The sequence below is a fragment of the Verrucomicrobiia bacterium genome (genome assembly GCA_035495615.1).
Taxonomy (GTDB): domain Bacteria; phylum Omnitrophota; class Omnitrophia; order Omnitrophales; family Aquincolibacteriaceae; genus DATJFP01.
Map to the genome: position 1 here is coordinate 18413 of DATJFP010000088.1, position 24183 is coordinate 42595.

1 protein-coding gene (running past one end of the window) is annotated in these 24183 nt (G+C 63.5%); it reads right to left on the reverse strand.

Features of this window, described 5'->3' with window-relative positions; translation table 11 throughout:
- A protein-coding gene (locus tag VL688_11115) for a hypothetical protein (protein HTL48597.1) crosses the window boundary here: on the reverse strand, positions 1 to 24183 show its 3' portion. 47697 nt of this gene lie beyond the right edge of the window; 24183 of the gene's 71880 nt are visible here — the last part of the coding sequence; its start codon lies off the right edge, out of view — the gene reads right to left on this strand; it ends in the stop codon at positions 1 to 3.

Below are 24183 nucleotides of genomic sequence, written 5' to 3' on the forward strand. Positions count from 1 at the left end.
TTAGGCCGATTCCAGCACGCGCGCTTCGGCGCGGATCGCGGTTTCGACCGCTTCCATGAGGTCGATCGCCTGCGTGTTCACATTGGCCACGCTCACCTGCTCGTCGCCGGCCACCACGATCTCGCCTTCCGACAGCGGCGCAGCGCTGAGCAGCGCGGCCTTGAGGTTCGCGGACTCAGTGACCGCGCCCGTGATGAGCTGCGTGATGCGCGTGACTTTGCCGAACTCGCGGGTCAGCTCGTCGGCCTGGACGACCTTGGCGACGAAGGCATCGAGCGAAGTCACATCCGCGTACAGCGGCACTTCGAGCTGCGCGTTGGCGGTATCGAGCTGTGTCAGCATTTCGCGTTCGGCGGCGCCCACCGCGGCATTCGCGTAGATGACCAGTTTCACGTTCGGGCCGAGTTTGGCCAGCATGCTTTCGATGAACGTCTTGTCATAGCCCGCCTTGTATTCCACGATGTAACGGCCCGCGGCTCCGGCCTTCGCGGTCACGCCGACGGAGGCGGCCAGATCAGCAATGGCTTCGCCGAGCACGCGGTCGAGCGTGTGCTCGACGCCGGTCGCATCGGCGGCGGTAATCTTGTCGAGGAGCGCGGCAAAGCGCGCTTCGGAAGGCGCGCCCACGGCTTCCACCATCTGTTCGCGGACTCCGGGCGCTTCTTTGAGTTCCGCGCGCGGGGCTTCGGGCTTCACGATTTCCTGGGCGACGGGCTGCGGCGGAACCTGGACTTCCGGACGCGGCGCCGCGGGAGCCTCACGCAGTTCGGCCGGGCCGGGCTTCAGTTCCGTGGGCAGCTGTCCCGCGGGCATGGTCGCCGACGCGGAAACCGGCGCCGGAAGCTGCCGCTTGATCTTGTCCGTATCCAGCCATACCAGACGTCCCGTGTCCTGGAGGAAAATCACTTTCTTGTCGTCGTCCTTGTTCACGTCCACGTCCCAGGCCAGCTGCAGCACTTCGAGCACCTTGGCGTAGTTTTCCTGGAACTGCTTTTCGATGCCGTCTTCGGCGACTTCCGACGGCTTCATGCCGCGTTCGCCGCCTTCTTCCTTGGGGCGCGTGTCGCGCGGGAACCGGCGGTCGAAACGCGTCCGGCCGTCGCGCATGAGAATCGTTTCGAACATGTCCGTCTGCCGCAGGACCTGGCGGTCCACGCCGAACGCGGTCAGGTCCAGCACCAGGATGCTCACTTCGCTGCCGTCGATCTCGCGGTAGCCGTGGCGCTCTTCTTCGCGCGTCGCGTGCTTGTCCGCGGGAACCGTGACCTTCTGGCCCGCGCGCAGGTTTTCGATGTTCCGGCGCTGGGATTCGAGGTCGTAAATCGCGGGGCCGCGGATGGCGGTCACGCCGTCGACAAGGCGCATGCCTTTGGGATGCAGGTACGCGTCCGAGCTGTCCTGGTCGACGCGTTTTGTTCCGAGCCTTCTTCTGAGCCGTTCGACGACCTGATGCGTAAGCGTGGATTTGCCCGTGGACGAGAGCCCGTACAGGCCCACGACCAGCAGATGAGGCCCGGAGGCCGCGAGCTTGCTCTGGTGCTTCAACAAAATCCGTTCGACGAGCCATTCGATGTAAGGCTCGTTGGTAATGGCCGCTTTCTGCGAGGTCAGCTCGCCCATCTGCGCATGGATGGCGCGGATTTCATCCAGAAGAGGCTGGGCATCCGGCTGAGCGCCTTCGGCCGAAGGAGGCGCCGCGCGCAGCACGACAAGCCGGGCCCGGGCGTCCTGCAGTTTTTCCTGCCAGGCCTCGAGCTCGCGCTCAATGCGGTCGAGCGATTCCTGTTCTTCGGTTCTCAAGGCGCGGGGCTGTTCCGCCTGCGGCATTTCCCGGAACGGCAGGAAAGCGCCCAGGTCCTGCGGCATGAGGACTTCGTGATGCACCTCGGCGCCGCCCTCGTCTTTTTCCGTGTATTCGAGATTGAAAACATATTGCGGCGAGGCGTCGAGATTGGCCGCCTGCTTCCGGGCCGCGTCGGCGAGGATGCCCTCCGCGATCGGCGCGGGATGGTCCGCCAGGTATTTCTTCAGGTCTTCGGCAATGCGCGCGCCGCGCGTGCCCCAGGCCACGTTCTTGTATTCGAATTCGAAGAGGTACGCGTAGTACATCAGGAAGTCACGGCCGTTATTGATGGACGCGACGAGCTTGGCTTTGTCGATGCGCGCGATGCGCCGGTAAATGGCCTGCTTGAAGCTGCCCACCGGGTCCATGCTGCTGCGGTAATCCCACAGGACGCGGTACAGGTAATTGATGTTCTCATGCTCGGCGGCCCAATCCAGATAGAACAGGTCGAGCGCGGTCACGCCTTCGTTGGTGGCCTGCTGTCCCGAGAAATGCTGGGACATCATGCCGGCAAAGGCGTGGAGGCCGAGGCCCTGCACGAGCAGCCGGGCGTTCTGCGTGTAGGTGAAGACGAGCATTTCGGCCAGGAACGCGGGCTTGTCTTCCGGCGCGGCTTCGACCCATTTCTTCTGCCACACTTCCTTGGGCATGTGGATTTCGTACGTGCCGTCTTCGGCGAGCGTCGGGAAGAACAGGATGCCGGGATACTCCGCGCTGTCGGGCCGCGGGTAAAGGGAATTGCCCTTCAGGTCGTCGACCACGAACACGATCTTCTCCTGCTGCATCATCTGGCTGAGACCGTCGTAGATCTTGCCGATCTTGCGCTTGTCGATCCAGGCCTTGACTTCGCGCGGCACGCTGTAGCGTTCGCCTTCCACGCCGTCTTCGTAGGTGTGATGCGTGATGTCGGTTCCCCGGCCTTTGTATTTTTCCAGCAGGCCGAAGCGCACGGGATCGAGATTGGGCGTGCTGGGCGCCTTCTTGAAGAAGAGTTCCCGTTCGAATTCCGCGGGCGCGGCCCGGATGACGCGCTTGCGGGCGCCCATGTCCGCGCCTTCGCCGCGCGTCGTGGCTTCCCAGAGCTGATGGTAGAAGCTGCCCATGGTGGTGTCCGCGCGCAGGTCGTATTCGCGGTTGAGCCGCTGCAGGTAGAGCTCGTAATGCTGTTTCAGATGATCCCGGTGGTACTGCTTGTAGCCCTCGTTGTATTTGCCGTTCGGGCCCGGATGGTCTTCGGCCACGGCGTGGTCGAGGAACCACTGGTTCAGGTCGCTGATGCCGCTGCGTTTGTCCGGCGTAAGGTACATTTCCAGGAGCACGGACTGCTTGTGGCGCGTGATGCGGTCCGGCGAGCCGAGCAGACGTTCCGCGGTTTCCGCGACAATGAGCTGCGCGAGGAAATCCGGATTGTTCTGCTGCTGCTGCCAGGTCGCCTGCGGCAGGTGCACGAGCAGAATGGGATTTTTCTCGTACTCCCTGATCGCCGCCGCCAGCGCGGCCGCTTCTTCCCGCTGGCTCCTGCGGATCATCGTGATGAGCTGGGCTTTTTTCTCGTTGAGCGTCAGGTCGGTCACGATGTCGCCCGGCGCCCTCTCGTAGCCGTAGGTCACGAAGCTGAGAATGCCCATGGGATTCTTCGTGGGGTCCAGGCGCGGGTACAGGAATTCGTCGTGCACGAGATGCTCGTAGCCCATGCGCTTTGCCAAAGGTTTGATTATCTTTTCAAACGAATCCGAGCCCGGGCCTCTCTCGTCCGGTCCGAGCCGGTCCACCATGAACCGGATGCGGCCTTTCTTCAGGAGGAACAGCAGCCTTTCGCCGAACGTCGCGGGTTCCGGCAGATTTTCGCCGCCCTTGAGCATGGTGGCCAGCGCCTCGTCGTCGACCGGGAACACGCGCCGGATCCTTTCCATGACGGCCTCGCCGGTCGGATGCGCGTGAATGTCGATGACCGACGCGCGCCGCACCGGGTCCATCGTGTTGTACAGGCGGTCGCTCAAAGCCATGAGGAAGCGTTCTTCTTCACTGGTCAGGTCGGAAGAGCCCGGTGCCTTCTTGGTGAACACCTGGTACTGCAGGATCATGTCGCGCGGATCGGATTCGGACGTTTCATCGAACTCGCGCAGTTCCGCACGGGCTGCGGCGGCGGGCACGGCGGCCGCTTCGGCCGCGGGTTTGACTTCGGTCCGCGGCTTCGCTTCCGGGGCGCGGAGCTCGGGTTTCTTTTCATCCGGATTGGGCACGCGCACGAGCCTGTTTTCGTCCTGCAGCCACACGACCGCGCCGTCGCGGTGCCGGCGCGCCATGTCGAGGATCATGTGCCTCTTATAGAAGAGACCTTCCTGGATCTGCTTCATCGTGTAATCGCCGAGGATGTAAAGCTTGGAGTCGCCGCGCGTGCCGCCTTCTTCTTTTTTGCGCGCGTCGCGGTCGAGGCGGCGCAGGAGGCGCACGACGTCTTTCGCGAACGCAACGGGAACGATCATGCCGTTGTCGTTCACGGTTCTCAGGATGGACTGGTCCAAGCCAAAAACCGTGAGGTCCATGAGCAGCCATTTCAGGCGGTCACCGCGGATCGTGCGCTGGCCCTGCAGGAATTTGTCGTCATGCGAATGCCCGCTCGGACGCGGCGCATGAGGGTCCACTTTTGTCAGGATGGGCTGGCCGCTCACGAGATTGAGCAGGTCGCGGCCGCTGCCGGCGATGTTGTAAATGGGCTGTTCGGCGATGATCGTGAAACGTCCGCCGTCCGGCAGGCGCTCGTAGCGGATCGGCCCTTTCAGGTTCGCGTCGGAGCTGATGTAGCTGACCAGGTTGCCGAGAGGCTCGTTGGAACGGTCCACGTCGCCCTCCTCCTTGGCCAGGTGTTCCAGCAGGATGTCGGTCAGCGTGGTCTTGCCCGTGCCGCTCATGCCGTAAAGCGCGAGCAGGAAGGGCTGGATGTTGTGGTCCATGCGCATTCCCCGTGCCTGCGCGAGCAGCCAGTCGATGAACGGATGGCCTGAGGTTTCCGCGATCTCTTTGGCCGCGGTGTCGAGGCGCTTGTTCACGCCCTTGATCAGTTCGTTGAGGTCTTTGAGGCGGACTTCGTCGAGCTGGCGGATCTGATCCTTGAGCGCGGCAATGGGTTCCGCGTTTTCGGCAACGCCCGCATCGAGCCTGCCGAGTTCCGCTTTTTTGCCGGCGATTTCAGCGACAACCCCCGCCTTTTCCTCGAGAAGCTTGGCGCGCCGGGCCTTAAAGTCGATCATGCTGTCCCGGGCATTCTGGATTCTGCGCTGCTCTTCCTCTTTCAGCGCGCGCAGCTGCAGCTCGGGCTCGACGTCTTCGGTTTCCATGATGCTGCCGATGCCTTCGGGCACATACACTTTCAGGCCTTCGAGCTCGTCGACCGGCGGCGAATACAGGTAGCGCTGGTTCTTACCGGAAATATGTTCGGCGATGGCCGGGTTCTTGGCCGCGGCATCTTCGAGCAGCGGGGCCAGGGCCTGGAGCCTCTTGTCCATCGGAATGTCCATAAGGCGTTCTTCGAACAGGTAAGCGTAATAGACCAGCAGGTCTTCACCGGACCTGACCGCCAGCGCGAGCGCGTCCGGCTTGGCGCGGGTGATGTCGTTGAACATCTTGTAGATGAAGCGCTTGTAATTGCCGATCACGTCCTTGCTGCTGCGGTAATTCCACAGGAAGTCGAACAGGTACCGGATGTTGCCCTCCGCCGCTTCGTGCTGGATCACGTACTGGTCGAGATCGTTGACCCAGTGGCTCCGGTGCTCCGGCATCGCGAAATGCAGGGCCTGGAAACCCGCCCATGCATTGCGCGACAGGCCTTCGACCCAGGGCAGGTAGTTGAGCACGTAGTTGTAGACGAGAACTTGCGCGAGGAAGGCCGGCGAGGCCTGGGCCTGCCGCCACGTCTCTTCGGTCATGTGCAGCTCGAGCTTGGATTCCTGCGGCTTGTCCGGTTCCGCGTACGTCATGAAGAACAGGATCCCGGGCGTGCCCTCGGGAAGCTTCGCCGCGTCGGGCCGCGGATAAAAGGCCTGCGGCTTGCCCGCGACGCGGACGTCGTCGATCTTGAAATCCACGCGCTGCAGCGATTCCATGAACTTGTTGGTGAAATTTTCCCCGATGCCGTGCCGTTCGATCCATTCCCGCACGTCGGCTTCGATCGGCTCCAGCCGTCCTTTGCCGCGGTACTCGGCTTCGAGCACGAGGCGGTCTTCGCGCGCCAGGTTCGGCGTATTCGGGGCCTTTCTCACGTCGATCTCCGAAAGCCGGAAGTCCGGCGTATCCGTCCTGCCGGGCAGGATCACGCCCTTGCGGCGCGCGGTCTGATCCAGCGCCTGGCGGAAATTCCACATGCTCGGGTCTTTGGTCGGCAGGTAGTCGCGGGCCAGCATCTCGAGGTATTCTTCGTTGCCATTTCTGAGGAACCACAGGTTGATGTCCGAAATGCCCGCCTTGCGCGCCTCTTCGCTCAGGAGGAAGGATTCGAAAATCCCGCCCATGGCGTGCGGCGTGAGCAGTTCCGGCGATCCGATCAGTTCTTCGGAAGCTTCATGGATCACGATTTGCGCGAGGAAGTTGACGTTGCCTTTCATTTCTTCCCAGGTGCGCTTGGTCAGGTGCACGAAGATCGTGTCTTTGCCTTCGTCGTCCTTGCCTTCGTTGATGAAGCTGACGACGCCCATGGGATTGCGCTGTTCGTCGAAGCGCGGGTACATCCTCTCACGCAGGAGCGCCATCCCTTTCAGGCGGTTCAATCCTTTGATCAGGTTGTTTTTAGGCTCGGAAGTCGGAAGCGCTTTAGCCAGCGTAATGGCTTCGTCCAGGGAAAGGTCCATGCTGGGCTCGATCTTCTTGGCCTGCTGAGCGAGCTGGCGCAGCAGGGCGAGCAGCGGCTCGCGCTGCGGGACCGATTCCCCGATTTCCGCCAGGTTTCCCTTGAGCTTTTCGATCTCGCCCTGGAACTTGCGGGACTGGCGGCTCAGGATGGGCTGATAATACGGATCGCGGCTCGCGACTTCCATGATCGTCTCGGTCGCGCTCATGTCGTCGATCATGAACTTGATCTTGCCCTGTTTCAGGAGAAGCAGCAGGCGTCCGCGGAACGTGGTCGGCTCGCGCTTCTTGGCTTCGAGGAGCCGCAGGCTTTCGCCGCTCACGGGATAACTTTCCGCGATCAGGTCGGTCACGGCATCGGGAATGGCCTCGATCTTCGCAAATTTCTGGGTGGGCTGGTCGGCCCGGGCCTTGGCGCGCAGCGCGCTGCTCAGGTGCGCGAGGAAGTACGATTCGAAGTTCGTCGTCGGCTCCGTGCCGGGCGCCTTTTTCGTGGCCGTGGCGTCTTCCACGTAACGCATCTCCGCGTGGCGGGCGATGTCGTCGATGCGGCTGAAATACGCGTCGTCGGTGAGTTGGACGCGGTTGACTTCTTCGCCCAGGAAATCCATGACCGCCATCGCCCGCGAAGAATCGCCGGCAAGGGCTCTCAGGCTGTCGGTCTTGGTGTAGACGGCGGGCAATCCGGTCACCACACGGAAAATGTCGTCGATGAATTCCTGGAACTGCCGGCTCTTGATCGAATCCGCCGAATATTCCGGCGCGAGAAGGGCCAGCGCGTCATCCAGTTCCACTCTCCGGCGGACGGGATTGAAGAACGCCACGGGCACTTCTTCGAAGGCGCCCCGGCGGCTCGAATCCGCGATGTGATACTGGTTCTTGTAAGGGGCCAGGTACTGCTCCAGATTTGAGCGGCGGTCGCTGAGGGTCCCGGCCGAACGCGGGACGGTCAGCACCGCGGGATACGCCAGGTATTTTCCGGCCAGTCCCACGGCCTTGTCCTTGAGTTCCTGCGCGATCTTCAGCGTGCTCTGATTCGCGTCGGCGGCGGCTTTACCGGCCCGGGCAATGTCTTCGATGCTCACCAGGTCGGCGCTGGAAAGGGTTTCGAGGCGGTTCATCTGGCGGTACTGGCGGATCCAGTCCAGGAAGTTCTGCCAGCGGCCGGCCGCGGTCTGCAGCGTCGAGAAGCGCGGCGAATCCGTCCACAGCATCGGCCGTTCCACGAAAGTGGCGCCTTCCTGCTGCGCCAGGAGGAGCAGTTCGGTGTCGAAGCTGAAGCGCTTCTCCACGGATTTGCGGAGGATCGCCTCGAGGATGTTGCGCGGGTAAAGCTTCATGCCGACCTGCGAGTCCACGAGCCTGTCGTGCGTGAGCGGCGTGAAGAGGTAAATCTTCGCGAAGTATTCGCGCGTGACGACTTTCACGCGGTCGGCTTCCGCCGTGGGCAGCGGATCCACGCCCATGGGCAGCGCGAAATCTTCGAAATCGTCTTCGTCGTAAAGCTGGCGTCCCGACGGGTTCGAGAAGCGCGAACCGGTCGCCACGATCCGGGATTCGAATTTCTGGGCGGCATTGAAGCGGATATTCCCCTGCTCGGTGAGCACCGTGGCCCCAAGCGCGACGCCGCTCCAGCGCGGGTCCATCGTGTTGTCGGCGTCGGTGTAGAACACGAGGTCCGCGGGCGCGCGGCCTCCGGCTTCGGAGCTGATCGCGTACTTCATGCCGTGCACGATCTGCGAGCCTTTGCCTTCGGACGGGTCCGCGCTTTCCATGTTGACGATGCGAACCTGGCCGGAAGTCAGATAAGGCGTAAGCGCCGCGTCGGAAGCGAGGATCTGCCGCGCCACGTCCCCGCTGCGGTCCGGGTCGGTTGCGTTGCGCGAAACGTAAATGACTTCCCAGTCGATGTTCGTGCCTGCGTAGAGTTCTTTCAGGCGCTCGAGCTTGACGCGCAGCGCGTCTTCTCCGTAAGGATTGTCCGCGCTCTTGGGATTGAGCCGTCCCTTTTCGCCGTAGATGCCGATTACGTACGCGACTTTCAGGCGCTTGCCTTCCTGCTTGAGCTGGGCGTCGATCTGATCCACATTTTTCGCGGACTCGATAAAAAGGTCGCGGACCTTCTCGACCTGGTCCTGCGTGATAATCCAGTTGTTCAGGACTTCGGCCTTGAAGCGTTCCGGCCATCCCGGAGACTGCGGCGTCCAGGCCGCGAGCCGCGCGAAATAAGGATGCTGCGGCTGTTCCTGGCGCAGGCCGTCCAGCGGCGTGGCCATGCGCAGCGCGCGCACGTACGTGTCCGTGTAATTGCTCTCCTCGACCGCGAGCGGCGAAGGCTGCAGCAGCCCGAGCTTGCCGCCGGAAAGGATGTCGATCAGCGTGAGCACGTCCGCGGGCTTCGAGCTCAGGTCATGGGTCCGCTGCCGGATGACTTCCCACGTGTTCAGCCCGTTCGCATACAGCGCCGCGTGGCGGAACAGATCGTCGATGAAAACGCGGTAGGCGTTGTGGCGTTCCTCGTCGCCGGTATAGCCTTCGAAGATCGCCGCGAGCCCGCGGTCGATGATGAGGCTCTTCTTGCCCGCGTGGTAGTAAGCCACGCTGCGGTTCGGCCGGTTGGACAGCTCGAAGTTGATGCCCGTGTCGCGGCGCGCCTGCTCGAGGAAGGTGTTGAGCAGCTGTTCCTCGGGCGTGATTTTCTGGCGTTCGCGCTTCTGGACGACCGCGTTTCTTTTTGCCGGAGCGATTTTCAGGACCGCCGGGTACGCGGTCAGGTTCTCGTTGCGGCGCAGAATGCTCATCAGCCATCTCTTTTCGTCGAGCTTGAGGTCCTGGGCGTTCACGAACGTCTCGTCGTCGACGCCCATCTTAAGCTCGGCCTCGATCGAGGCCTTCAGCGAACGCGCCTTCTGCGGGCTTCCGAGGAAAAGGCCGAGCGTTTCTTCATCCAGGGAGGAGCCGATCTGGTGCCGGTCGAGGAGCTGCTGGATAACCTGGCTCAGCGCATAGCGGCCCTGGAAAGGCGCCACGACTTTGGCGAGCACCAGCGAAAAGTCCGGGTTGTTGCCTTCGTAGATTTCCTGCTCGTCGATCAGCCGCTGGATCATGAGGCGCGCGTCACTGGAGCTTTCCCGCGCCGGGCTCGTGCTGGCCCAGTCGAAGACCTTGCCGATCACGCGGAATTCGCGGACGAGCGTCTCGAAAACCGGCTTGTACAGCGAAATGTTGCGGTACGCCTCGCGGATGTCGGCGGCCGTCACGTTGTCCAGCGTAGACTTGACGAACGCGTCCAGCTCCGCGGCTTTCGCCGCATCACCGTTCACGGCCGTCCCGGCTTCGACGCGCTGCTTGGCCAGCGCCCGTTCCTGGTACCAGCCCGACGTGATGCCCTGGCTGCGGGCATACGCCGTGGCCAGGAGGTCTTCGCCGTTCTGGAACAGGATATTGCCCACGATTTCCACGCCCGAGAACGACTGGCCGAACCGTCCCACGGGCTGCACGGCTCTCGGGATGATGTACAGGACGTTCTTCTTATAAATGACGTTGTACGGGATGTTGCGGTTGTGCAGGTTTTCCATCATGGCCTGGGCAAGCGTGGCCAGGTTGTCGAGCGTCTCCGGCATCGTGGAATCGGGCTTCAGGGCAAACCCGCTGAGCGGCATGGCATCGGAAGTAACGATGCTTTCCACGCGGATGGAATCGCTCACGAACAGTGATTCGGTCTTGATGTTGTCGAACGGCAGTTCCTTGTTCTGGAAGAAGTGCACGTGCGGGTGTCCGACCGACGCATTGGCCCCGATCGAGTTGAACGTGAACGTCGAGCCCGGCATCTCTTTCGCCGCGTCCAGGACAAGGCGCAGGAACTTGCGGCCCATGCGCTGGCGCTCGGCCTTTTCGTAGACCAGCATGCCCTGGTGCTCCTGATGCGGGTACGCATTCCACATGAACCAGGCCTTGACGGTCGCATCGCCGATGCGGCGCGAGATTTCATGGATGATCTTGTGCGGCTCTTTCGTTCCGAGATCTTTGAACGGGTCCGGGAAAACGCCGTACGGATAATTGATGCTCTTGTACGGCTGCAGTTCCGAGAGCGGCGCGCCCTGGCGGCGTGCGCGCTTGGCGATGTAGCGGATCACGAAATTGTCCGGCGTGATGACGCGGCGGTAACCGTCCGCGGCATTTTGCGGGTTGTACATGATCGGGACGATTTCCGGGTCGGTCAGGCCGCGCTTGCGCAGCTCGTCGCTGATGATCTGGATCTGGTCCAATTGATCGTAGAGCGCATCTTCCAGGGTCATGTGATGCAGCGCCACTTCCTGCCCGAGGTCCAGCTGATGCTCGAGGTAGATCTCCTGCGCCTTGCCCAGCGTTTCCGGCTTCGAGAAATCGAGCGCGAGAATGTCGTCGGAGAGTTTGCGCAGTTCCGATTTGACCGGCTTCTGAAGGCCGCGGTCGTCGAGCTGCCGGCGGACCTCCGCGTCCAGGACGGCCAGCGCCACCGCGTCGGTATAGCCCGCGGGATTGCGGCGGAAATCCTGGTCCATTTCGGCCGACGTCATGAGGTCGTAACCCTGGATGCCTTCGACTTTCGTGTCCGGCTGCAGGGCCGCGATTTCCTGCGCGTTGAAATCATACGTGTAAAGCGCGATGAGCTCGTTGTTGATCCAGTGGTCGCTTTCAGGAAGGCCGGTGTCCAGCGCGATCTTGCCCGTGGCTTCGTGCAGCGCTTCCACGTCTTCTTTATGAAGCACGTAAGCCAGCACCGAACGCGTCTTGGCGTCGAACTGGAAGAGCGTGCGCCGCGCGGCGTCGGGCTGCGCGCGCTGTTCCCGCGCCTGGATTTCTGCGGCGGATTTCAGCAGCTTCTTATATTGTTCCGCGTTCAGGGCGTCGAAGCGCGCAAGCTCGAAAAAGATCGGGTGGTCAAAGGGCCGGTCGGACGACTTGACGACCTTGCGGATGCGGGACTCGTCGATCGCTTCCAGCGGCAGTCCCCATTCTTCGTGGATTTCCCGCTTGATCGCGGCCAGGCCGTCGACGTCATCGAGATCCACGCCGCCGGTCACCGTCATCGTGCGTGTGCGCGGGAAAACGAACGTGTCGCCGCGCTTCTGGAGCATCCACTTGCCGTTCGGGTGCTTGCCCATCAGGAAGACCGAGGTGTGCACTTCCCCGTCACGGTGCGCGGCCTGCATGGAAATGCGGCGGTCCGTCTTCTGGCCGGTCGCGGGATCATAGACGTCGACCTGCGTGCCTCCGAGGACCCAGGTCACGCGGCGGAAAAGATGCTCGAAGAGTCCCAGATTCTGGCGCGCCTCCAGCGCGAAATGCAGCCGGGCCGCCCATTGCCAGCCCATGGCGCGGTAAATCCGGCCCGCGGCCCAGACCAGCAGGCCGGTCAGCCGGGCCGGGATCCAGCGCGCGTCGCGCGCAAGGCCCTGATAAAGGGCGTGCGCGGCATTCAGATAAGAATCAGCGAGGCTGCCCTGGTCGTCGGTGAGCCGCGTCCAGGCTTCCTGGACGAGCGCATTCGCCTGTTCGAACCGGACTTCGTTATTGCTGCGGGCGCCGGCCATGCGGGCGGTGACTCCGGCCGTGATTTCGTCGACGGTCCTGAGTTCGGCCTTCAAGCCGATGTTCTGCCTGACGAAGTACGGCACAAAGTAATTGTCGAAACGGCGCGAGGACGAAAGTCCGTTGGTTTCCAGGACAATCTTCAGCGCGTCCTGCACGATCGGCTGCGCTTTCAGCGTGTCGAACGGCATGGCCGCGATCCTCGCGAGGTCGAGCTTCGGACCGCGCGGGCTGTCACGCAGGCCGCTTGCGAGCGCATAGATGAGACGGGCCTGATTGGTCTCGGCCGTGATCGCGCTTTTGGACAGCGTGCCGTCCCAGTCGAAGACCACAGCTTTGATGTCGTTCTGCTTGATGATCCGCCGCAGCCAGTTGTTCCAGTTGCCCAGGCCGTCGACGACCTGCGTGGCATAGCGTTCCGCGGGATTCTTTCCCGCCATCTCGGGCCGGCGGATGAGCACGAAATTCGCGCCCACGGCGTTGGCGGCCTCGGCCTCGGCAATGCCGTCGCCGATGCTCAGAATGTGCTTGCCGCCGTATTCTTCGGCCAGGCGCTTCATGCCTTCCATTTTATTACGCGGATAGCCCGGGTCCGGCACTTCGTGCGCGCCCCAGACCTGGCCGCCGCTTTGCTCGATCGGCAGCATGATGTCCCCATAGATGCGCTTGGGGATGAACTCGCGGTCGATGCCGGTCATGATGTAAGCAACGCCCTGCCCCGCGACGTAGTCGACGGCTTCCCGCGCCCCGTTATCGAGCACGATGCCGAAGCGCGCGACATCCTCCGCGTTCAGGTAATTTTCAAGGTAATCGAACACGCCCGCCGCGGTTTTTTCCTGGCGCAGGCGGCGCAGCGTGGGCTGCGGCAGATCCATGACTTCTTCGGCGTAACGGACCAGCACGTTTTTCGCGCGCTCGGAATCGAATTCGCGCATTTCCGGACGCTCGGGCCCGAACGGCGGCGCGCCTCCGGCCGCGATGGCCGTGACGGCCTGCGGCGCCCGGACTTCGGGCTTTTCTTCGATGACACGCAGTTCGGTCTTGGCCGCTCCGGCCGCGGAGACCTGCGCGGCAGGCGCCTGGATTTCCGCCGGGGCCATGGCCACGCCTTCGGCCAGCGAAACGGCCGGGGCTTCGCGCAATTCGGTTTTGATCGCCTTCAGGCCCGCGAGGTAGCTTGCGTCCGTCGCGAGGACCGACGTGCTGGCTTCGAGGATGGCGACGAGGCGTTTGACATGCGCGGCCTGCTCCGGCTTGTTCAGGCGGCGCAGGTTGCGGAGCGAGGCAAAGGCCTTCACGGCGCCGCCGTGGAGTTCCGTGCCGAATTCCAGCATATCGTTGATAAGCGACTGGAAGGCCTGAGACGCCGGGCTCGCAGGATCAAAGGCCGGGATCGCGGTCAGCGCAAGCGCCCTGTCGATGTCCATTTTCTTGGTTTTCGGATTGTAGACGGCGACCGGTTTGCCCGGCATGTCCACGATCTCGTAGCCGCCGAACTTCCCGGACTTTTTCACCGTCTCGGTCAGCAGGGCCGCGTCCAGGTACTGCTTCAGCGCGGCGAGGCGGTCCGCCGCCGGCACGCGCGCGCGGTCCAGGTTCACGAGGCGCGACGGGTACGACTGATATTTGAAGCGGGCCTGCGCGAGCCAGGCGTTCAATTCATCGGCGAGCTCGAGCATCTTTTCCAGCGGCGATTCCATGGCCTTGATCGCGGTCTGTTCGAGATAGGCCAAGTCCCCTTCGTCGATCGTCTTCACCGTCACGGTGCTGCGGTACTGCTCGACAAAAGTCTTCAGCATTTCCCAGCGCATCTTCGGGTTCGTGCTCGATTCCGCGGAGTTGGTCCAGAACACGAAGTAGCGTTTGAGCTTGGCCTGCTGTTTGAGCGCGAGCGTCAGCCATTCCGTGTCGAAGGTCCAGTTGTTGTCTTTCGCGGACTCGATGAAGCCGGCGACCGTGCGCGCGGGGAAGGATTTCAGCGCCATCTGCGTGTCGGCGATGCCTTCCAGGATGATGTCCTGGTTGAAGAAGAGCTTGCGGATGCCGGTAACGGCCTGGTTGATCGCGCCTTCGATGTCGTTGGGCGGCAGTTCCGGGAACGCGAACTTCGGGCGCGAGCCAATGCCGATGACGTTCTGGATCTCGCCCTCGTCATTGACCTGGTCCTGCATGATGAGACCGATCTGGCGGAGATCGACGGCAAGGTCCACGTCCGTGTAAACGAGAAGGTCGGCCGGCGTATGCCCGGGCCTGTCTTCCAGGGCGTCGATGGCCGCGTGATGCAGCTTGCCGCCTTTGCCCGGAGCGCGTCCCTGGATGGAAAGCGCGCGCACCTGGCCGGAAGCGAGGTACTGCGGGTACGATTCCGCGAGGATTTCCTTCACGACCTGCGCGCTCTGCTCGAACGTGCTGACCGGCGACGCGTAAACCAGTTCCCAGTCGATGTTCGTGCCGCCGAAGAGTTCTTCCAGCTGCTTGATCTTGCCGCGCAGCGCGTCCTGGCCCGTGGGATTCTTTTCCGCGTCGAACGGAAGGAGCGTGTTCTTGTCTTTCTGGATGGCGACGAGGACCGACACTTTGATGCGCTTGTCTTTGGCCTTCAGCGCCCCGTCGATCCTCTTGATGGCCGCGTAGGACGGCGCGAAGACTTCGCGGTTGATCGCCTGCACGGTATCGTTGGGCAGGAGCCACAGAGTTTCCGGAAACGCGTGCCCGTCGACCGTCGCGTTGGCGTAACGCTGGAAGTACGGATGATCCGGGTGCGCGGCCTGGAATTCGCCGAGCGGCACGCCCACGTCGAAAGATTTCCAGTACTGATCATTCGTCGTGATGCCTTTCGGGACGCCGGGCACAATGTCGTACTTGCCGGACATCATGATGTCCATCAGCATCAGGTAGTCTTCCACGTGTTCCTTGAAGTATTCGACGCGCTTGTCGAACACGTCCCACTTGCTGAGGCCCTGGCGGTAAAGCGCCTGCTGCTCGAAGAGGTCGTTCAGGAAGACCATGAACGCCTTGCTGGCCGGCGTGTTTTCCTGCTTGGGCGCGATGATCGCAAGGCCCACGTCGAACTGGATGGCGCCCTTGGCCCCGGCCTTGAGATCGAAAGCCGCGACGGATTTTCCTTTGCGGTCGGCGAGCGTGTAGTCGATGCCGGTGCGCGCTTTCAAGGCGTCGAGATAGCCTTTGAGAGTCGTCGTCTCTTCCGGCGTGACGGAGCTGCGCTCGCGGTCCTTGATTTCGAGCGTGCTGAGCGATTCGGGCGGCTTCACGTCCGCGAGGCCTGCCTTGTAATCTTTGCCGGCATTCAATTTTCCAAGCACATTGCGGATCGAGCCCGCTTCGGTCGCGCGCAGTTCCGATTTGCGTACTTCCACGAGATTGCGCTTGATCGCGTTCGCCTTGACGTAGCCGCCCGCGAACAGCATGCCCATGCGCACCACGTCGCGGACAAAGGCCTTGAACTCATCGCGCTCGGTTGAAGCCGCGGTGAAGTCCGGCGCGATCAGCGCCAGGCGGGTGTCGATTTCGAGTTTCTGCGTCTGCGGGTTGTACGCGGCCAGCGGACGGCCCGCGCGCGGCTCGAAGTAAAAGCCGAAATTCGGGAAGCCGCGCTTGCCCAGCTCGACGACCGTCTGGCCGCGCGGGTCTTTCCAGGCATAGGATCTGTCGCCGGTCACGCCGGTCAGGACTTCCGCGAAGTATTTTTCCAGGTTGGCTTCCTGAGCGCTCGCAACATCCGCGGGCTCGGGGCCGGCGTCGGCCGGGTACGAAAGATACCGGTCGCGGGATTCCGCGAACCAGTCGCTGAGTTGATTGGCCAGTTCCACCATGCGCGGGAACGGCGAGGCCATGGCCTCGGTCGCCAGCGCGATCAGCATCTCACGGTCTTCTTCGTCGATCGTCTGCACCTTGCCGATGTTCTTGTCCTGCTGCGCCCAGGTCTTCAGCATTTCCCAGCGCATGCGCGGGTTGGTGCTGGAATCTTCCGAGTTGGTCCAGAACACGAAGTAACGCTTGAGCGCCGCTCCCCTTTCCTGCGCGAGCTGCAGCCATTCGGTGTCGAACGACCAGTCCAGGTCTTTGGTATCTTCGATGTAATCGTCCAGCATCTTGCCCGGGAAGGCTTTCAGCGCCATCTGCGTGTCCGCGATGCCGGCGAGCACCGGGCTCTGCGTGAAAAAGTATTTTCTCAGCTGCGTGTTGGCCGCGTTGATCACGCCTTCGACGTCGTGCGGCGGCAGCGGCGGGAACGCGAAGTTCGGGCGCGAGCCCACGCCGACGACGTCCAGCACTTCGCCGTGGTCGTTCACCATGTCCTGGATGACCAGGCCGGTCTGACGCAGGTCGACCGCGAGGTCGACGTCGGTATACATCACGATGTCCGCGGGCTTGTGTTCCGGACGGCTTTCCAGCGCGTCTTCGGCCGCGGCTTTCAGCTTGCCGCCTTTGCCCGGCGCCTTGCCCTGGATGATGATCGAACGCGCGCGCTGTCCCACGTGATAGTTCGGGAAATCGCGCTTGATGATGTCTTCGGCAGCCTTGCCGCTCTGGTCCGGCGACGAGGCCGGCGAGCTGATCACGAGTTCCCAGTCGATGTTCGTGCCGCCGAAGAGTTCTTCGAGCTGCTTGATCTTGCCGCGCAGCGCGTCCTGGCCGGTCGGGTTGGTCACGGCGTCGAACGGGCTGAGCGTCTTCACGTCTTTCTGGATCGCGAAGATGACGGCGATCTTCAGGCGCTTGCCCTCGGCCTTGAGACCGCGGTCGATGCGCTCCACGGCGGCGTAGGACGCGTCGAAGACCTGTGTCTTGATGCCGTTGACTTCGGATTTCTTCAGGATCCACAGCGTTTCCGGGAACGCATGCGCGCCCGAGGCGGCTTCCTTATAGCGGTTGAAATACGGGTGGTTGGGATTCTCACGGCGGAATTTTCCGAGCGAGACCGAGACGTTCAGCTGGTCCAGGTAATCCTGGCCCGTCTGAATTTCCTGAGGCAGGCCCGAGGGCAGGATCTCGTAGGCGCCTTTGGAAAGGACGTCCATCAGGATCAGGAACTCTTCCGGGTTTTCCTTGAAGTAGGCCGAGCGCTTGTCGTAGACCTCCCACTTCGAATGCCCGATGCTGTACAGCTTGAGCTGCTCGAAGAGGTCGCGGACGAAAATCTCGCGGGCCCTGTCGGTCAGCGCGGGGCTGGCGAGGAAAGCGAGGATCGCGCGGTCGACCAGGATTTTCCGGGCGGCCGTGTCGTAAACCGCGGCCGGCATTCCCGGGCGGTCCGCGAAAGCAAAATCCACGCCCGTCAGCTGCGCCGCGCGCTCGATCAGGCGCTCGCCCTTCAAACGCTCGCGGTCCGGAACCGTGGCACGGCGCTGATCCGCGGTGTACGTGAACTGCGTCGGGTAGCTGGTCTGGGCGAATTCTTCGAGCCCTTCGGTGAACGATTTCGCGACTTCGAGGCCCTGCTTCTTCAGCACGCGCTGCATCTGCAGCAGTTCTGTCGGCTGGCCGCGGAAATAAAGGAAGCTCTGGCGCTGCACTTCTTCGGGCGTGATGACCGCCGCGCGCTCGTAAGCGACGGCCGCGCGGAACATGTCGCGGATCAAGGCCTGGAACGATTCGGAATCGGGATTGCCGGCTTCCAGCGCGGGAGCGATCGCCGCCAGGCCGTTGTCGACCGTCAGCGTTTTCGTGTCCGTGCGGTAGCTCGCAGCCGCCTGGCCGGGACGGTCCGCGTGCTGATGCTGGACGAGCACTCCGGTTTCTTCGGCAATGTCTTCGGCCGCGGCCGTCAAATGCGCGGTGAGGTTCGCCTGGTTCGCCGCGGGAAGCGTCTCGCGCTTGATGCGGCTCAGGCGGAACTTCGCGGGATACAGGAATTCCGTCGCCTTGTCCGGCCAGGCCGGCGTCTGCGCGGTGTAAGAAGCGAGGGCCACGCGGTTGCGGAGCGACGGTTCCACGGCGCGCAGGTACGGGTCCATCTTGTAGCGGTCGAAGAAGGTCAGGCTTGCCAGCACTTTTTCCCGGTGCGCGGCGGGGAGAAGCGCGGTGAGCGCCGCGGCGCGGCCGAACCGGTACGCATCGCCGAGGTCCTTGATCTTCTGTTTGATGGCAACGGCCGCGTCGGAAGGCCGGCCCATCGAGAGGCTGCGGACGAGCGCTTCGTCAACCGGAACGGCTTCGACCTCGCCCTTCACTTTCAGATAAATCCACCTCATTTCGGCGCGGCCGAACTCGATCGTCTCGAGATCGAGGTTGATCGTGACCGGGCCTTCGAGCCTTGCTCCATTCCTGTTCAGTGCGCGGCCGAAAAGGTCCAGCATCGGCTCCATCGGTTTCTGCTGGGTGTTGACGACGGTGATGACCGTGGTCGCGGGATCGTACGCGATGCCGCTCGCGTCGAGAAGCGCGCGGTACTGCGCCTGGATCTGATCGTGCCCGACCTGGGCCTGCGCCCGCGGGATGTCCTGCAGGCGGTCGAGCGTGCGTGCGCCGCGCAGCACTTCCCTGACGGCGGGGCTGGTTTCCGGCTGCGGCGCGCGCTGGATCGCCGGGAGATTGACGTCGAGCTCCGACAGATTGCCCGGGCCGGTATTGAATTCGAGGCCGTAGCGCAGCGCCAGCTGGCGGAGCGGCTCGAACTCGAGTTCTTCCAGGGCCAGGTCCTGGCTCCACAGCCGCACGTGCCGCAGCGTGTGATCGAGCGGGGCCACGTCCATGGGAGCAAGCGCTTTTTCCGCGCTCACGTAAATCATTCTCTTTCTCAAAGGCGCCTGGTCGTTGACGAAGACGGTCCACGCGTCGTTGACCGAAGAAGACGCCTGCTCGCCGAACACCTGGGCAAAGGCCGTGGCCATGGCGCCGGGCGCGGCCGCGCGGCTGAGCTCGCTCGCGCGCGAACGCAGGGCCGGGTCAAGGGCGTTGCGGAGAAGTTCTTCGAGGCGCGGCGGGATCTGGCGTCCGCGCAGGCCGCGGAAAGCCGCGTCCAGCGACTGCCGGCGCGCGCCCGCGAGGCTGGACTGGGCCGCGTTTTCAAAAATTCCGATGAGCGCTTCGGCAATGGCCGCGGCAATGAGCGCGTTCAATTCCGTTTCGTCGAGACGCGTGAGGCCCGCGCGCATGTCCAGCGTCAGGGCGTCTCCCACGGCCGCGCGCAGGCGGTCCAGCGTTTCGGGCTGCGTAAAAAGTCCCATAGCCTGGTTGAAAGCGTTTTCGAGCGCCGCGCGGAATTCCGGAGTCAGGACGGGCTCCACGTCGATCGGCGTCATCACGTACTGCGCGTTCTGGACCGCTTGTTCCGCCTGCGGCCTGAGAAGGCCCGTGAGGCCGGCGGCGATCCGCGATTCAAGGCCCGCGGTTTCTCCGGTGGGCTGAGACGTCTGCACGCCCTGCGCGGCAAAGCGAGAGAGCTCCTGCGTGAATCCGGCGCGTTCGAGCGCGGCCGTAATCGCGGGCGCAAGCTGGCGGGCGGCATTGGCAAGCGTGCCGTCCGTGCCGGGACGGAACCGCGCTGACTGCGCGGCCGCGTAGCGCTGGAATTCCTGTGCGGCTTCGGGGCCCTGAGACACCTGCTGGAAGTGCAGGAACGCGAGATAAAGGAAATTGGCGATGGCTTCGGGGCTCAGGTGCTGCAGGAGCGGCCGCGTGCTGTGGAACGCCAGGTTCGCCAGGAAATCTTTGAAAGCGCCCTGATGGCGGGCGTCGATCATGTCGATCAGCTCGACCACACGCTGGAGTTTCGACGGCTGAACCGCGGCCCGGATCTGCGTGAGGCTGTAATGCCTGAGGAAGTGGCGCATCTCGCGCAGCGCTTCGGTGTCCATGGCCACGTTCGCGTAATGCCTGCGCAGGCCGGCTTCGGCCAGGGCCCGGCGCTGTTCGAAAGGAATCGTTTCGTCCGCGGCCGCGTCGCGGAGGAGCATGTCTCCCGGCAGGCCCTGCACGAAGGCAAGCAGAGCTTCGTCGCTGCGGCTGCGCGAGGCCTGCGGGATCGCGTTCAGGTATTCGGCGATCTGCGCGGCGGTCTGGCTCGTGAAAAGCGGCGGCATCGGCGCCAGGAAATCGATCAGCGCCGTGGGCGTGTCCACCGGTTCGAGCTGCTCGCGGTAGTAATTAAGGAGGGCCGTACGGTTTCCGTCCAGCGTCTCTCTGAGGATTTGCTGGATGCCGTCCGGAACGCCTTTCTTGGTCGCGGCCATCTGGCGCAGCTGCGGGTCCGTCAGCTTGGCGATGCGGCGTTCGGTTTCCTGCATCATCGCCGCCTGGCTCGCGCGCATGGCCGGCATGTCTTCGCCCTGGATAAGTCCTTTCAGCGCGTCGGCAAAACGCATTTCAGATTTCGGATCCAGGAACGAGAGTTTCTCGGCCAGCGCGGCCATGTCGGCCTGGGCTTTTTCCACGGCCGGCTTCTGAAGGTCTTCGCTTTCGAGCTGGAGCAGCTGCGACACCGTGGCCACCTGGCGGTCGAGGACGCGCCTGCGGTCCAGTTCCAGCCCGAGGTCACGCGCTCCCTGGCCCGGAGCCAGCGGCTGTTCGCCCGGCCGCTCATGGCCGATCTGCACGACACGGCGTTCGCCGCGCTGCACGTATTCGAGGTCCGCGAGCGTTTCCAGCATCATGCGCATCGTCTCGCGGTTGAGCGGCGACGGCGTCGCGCCCGCGAAGTCGGCGATGTTGAGCACCGCGACGAAAGCGAGCAGCGTCTCGAGATCGTTCTGGCCGCGCAGCCGGTCGAGTTCAGTCACAAGGCGGTAATAGGTTTCGTCGCCGTACTGGATGCGGGTGTAGGCGCTGTGCTGCATGGTCATGAACGTGGCCAGCTCGACGTCGCCGTCGTTGAAGCCGAGGCGGCGGAACATGTTCGCCAGCAGCGGGTAGCCGATCGTCATGTGCTGCGGCAGCGAAACGGTCTTGCCCACGTCATGGATGAGGAGCGACAGATAAAGGAGGACACGCGCGTCCTGGCGGCGGTCGTCGGACGTATCCCCGCCCAGGCGCAGCCGCGTCGTCAGCGTCAGGTTGAGCGCCTGGCGGTAAACGTTCACATATCTAAGGAAGTCGATTTCGCCGAGGCCGGCAAGCGCGGGCGCTTCCGCGACGAAGCGGTCCTTCAGCGCCACGAAGTCGTCCTGCCAGCGCGGCTGGACTTTTCCTTCTTCGTCGATCATGCGGCTGGCTTCGTGCACGAAATAAAGCCGGCGCACGGCATTGAGCATGTGGTCGAGCATGTTGTAGCCGCCGTGGCCGCCGTCCGGATAGCTGACCTGGCCCAGTTCGAACAGCTCGGGCAGGATGTTGGCCATGCCGCCGCCGCGGATGAAGTTTTCGAGCGCGGCCGCGGGATTCATTTCTCCGTTCAGGATGCCGCGCTTCAGGCGGTAATAAGCATTGGCGCCGACCGTGCGGGTGATCGAACCGCCCAGGGTGTTGACTTGTTCGTACAAGGCCCGGACGCTCGCCGCCTGGCCCTGCACGACTTCCTGCTCGCGCAGGCGCTCGCGTCCGGCAAGGGCGGGCGTCTGGCTCACGGCCTGGTTCTCGATGATGTCGGTCAGATAAATCACGGGCAGGGAATCCAGGAAAGCGATCATCTCGGAAAAGGCCGGCGCTTCGATGCCCTGCAGGAAGCGTCCCGCGTCTTCTTCCGTCAGCCCCGCGGCTTTCGCGTTCGTAAAGCCCGGAAGCGTGATTTCGCCGGCGCGCACCGCCGCGGCCAGACGGGCATGCACGGAGCCGGGATGCGCCTTGAAGATGTTTTCGTCGCCGAATACGAAGTATTTCACGAAATCCTGTTCGCTCATGGCGTCGATATTGGCCGCGCCCGTCTCTTTCAGGATCCGCGTCACGAGCTCCGGGGAAATGTCCTGGCGTTCCACGATGTCCGCGCGGGTCACGCCGTCACGGCGCTTGAGCCGCACCAGCTGGACGCCGCCGTAATTCTGGCGCGCCGCGAATTTGAGCATCTTCGAATGGCGCGTGGCCGGCAGGCGTTCAGTCCATCTCAGGAATTCCCAGCCGTTGCGTTCGGCAAGGAGCGCGCGCCCGGTCTCGATTTCCGAAGCCGGCACGTTTTCCTTGACCAGAGCCTCCACGAGCGGCGTGAATACGCCCAAGCCCCAGCGGTCGATTTCGTCGTTGGGCGTCTGGGTTTCCCGGCGCGCCCACTGGACTTCGAAAAGGTCGCTGAGCCACGTCGAAAGCGCTTCGTGCGTGGCCGGATGCAGGCCGCCCAGCGCGCCGCCGGAAAAGAGCGCCACCGCTTCCTCGTTCCGGCGCCGGATCACGGCGTCGAGCGCGCGGGACTTCAGCTGGCGCACGCGGGTCTGCTCGGTCTGCTGTTCCCGCACGCGGGCCGTGATCTGCTCACGCACCTGCTGCGGGCTCAAATTGTCGATCGTGATGACATGGAAGAGCCCGGGATTATTGCGCAGCGCTTCTTCGGACCGGTCTTCGCGGTCGCGCGCCTGGATCCGGGCCATCTGAGTATTCACGTTGCGGGTGAATTCGTCGTCCTGCTCCCCTTCCGGACGGCGGGGGCGTTTCAGAATGTCGTTTTCGACCACGCGGCGGGCGCGCACGCGCGCGGAAGCCTGCAGGTAAAACTGGTAGAGACGATTGGAATGTCCCACAAAGCCGCGGCCCGCGATCACCAGCGGCCCTTCCGAAGCAAGGCGGTCGCGGATTTCGCGTTCGCGCTCGAGCGTCAGCGCGCGGTAAGCGGGAATGTTGCGCAGGATCGCGTTCATGTCCACGATACCCTGCGTGCGCAGTTCGCGTTCGGGAATCAGGGCGCCGTTTCCGTAGATCTGGCCCATGCGGTAATCGACCTGGAACTTGCGGGCCGCGCTCACGATCTGGGACTTGGACTGATCGGACAAGGCCACCTGGCCGGTCGCGACGAGCGCTTCCACGAGCTTGGCCCGCAGCGCCGGGACCCGCGCGAGAAGCGACGCGGCCGACGCGATGCGGTCCATCGTCCCTTCCTGCATCCGGTCGAACGAGAGCAGCCGGCCGTTCATGAAGATGCGGCCCTGGCGGAAAATGATTTCGGTATTGTCGAGCGCGGCGAGGATGCGGTTGTTCTCTTCCGCGGTCAGGCGCGCGCGGCCGCGGAGCGCGCGGTTGATGTCGGTCTGCAGCGCGATCTCCCCTTCCCCGAGGGCTCGCAGGAACTGATACGCGTAGGCCATGACGATGGGATTGTTCTCGTCGACGGCCGCGGGAATCACCAGCTGCCCGCTGCGCAGGAGCGTCGAGATGTGGCGGGCATAAGCGCGGTAGATCGGGCCCGAGTCGAAAAACTGATAGCCGAATTCCCTGGCCAGAGCCCGGGCGGCTGTCGATTTACCGGCCTGCGCGGGACCCGCGATATTGATGCCTTCGGGCGTTTCCAGAATCTGGACCCACTGGTCGAGCGCGGCGTCGCGCTTTTCCTTCGGCAGGAGCTGGAGGAACGCGTTCACTTCGGCGGGCAGGTTCTGCGGCTGGACGCGCATTTCGGCGCGGCCATAGCGTTCGGCCTTGCGGGAAAGGCGCCAGATCTCCGGCGTTACCGCGCCCGGAGCCAGGTCGCCGATCCGCACCTGGATCGCGCGCGACAGGCGCTGAAGAACGCCGGAATCGGTGTGAAAAACGTATTCGGCGCGGGTGAGCAGCTGCCCGAGGCCTTCCAGCGTCACTTCGCGGAGGTTCAGGGCCTCGGCCGGCATCACCGCGAAATCGCCCAGGCCGTTGTCCGCGGCCCAGCGCAGGTAATTCGCATAAACCGAGAGTTCTTCTTCGGAGGTCTTCGGCGGATCGCGTTTGACGATCCTGGCCAGATCGGCGAGCAGTTCCTGGCGCCGGGCTTCGGCGCTTTGCGGGCCGTGCTGCAGGTTGCGCACCAGCGCGTCTTCGCGGCGGAGCCCGAGGCCGGGCACCACGTCGCG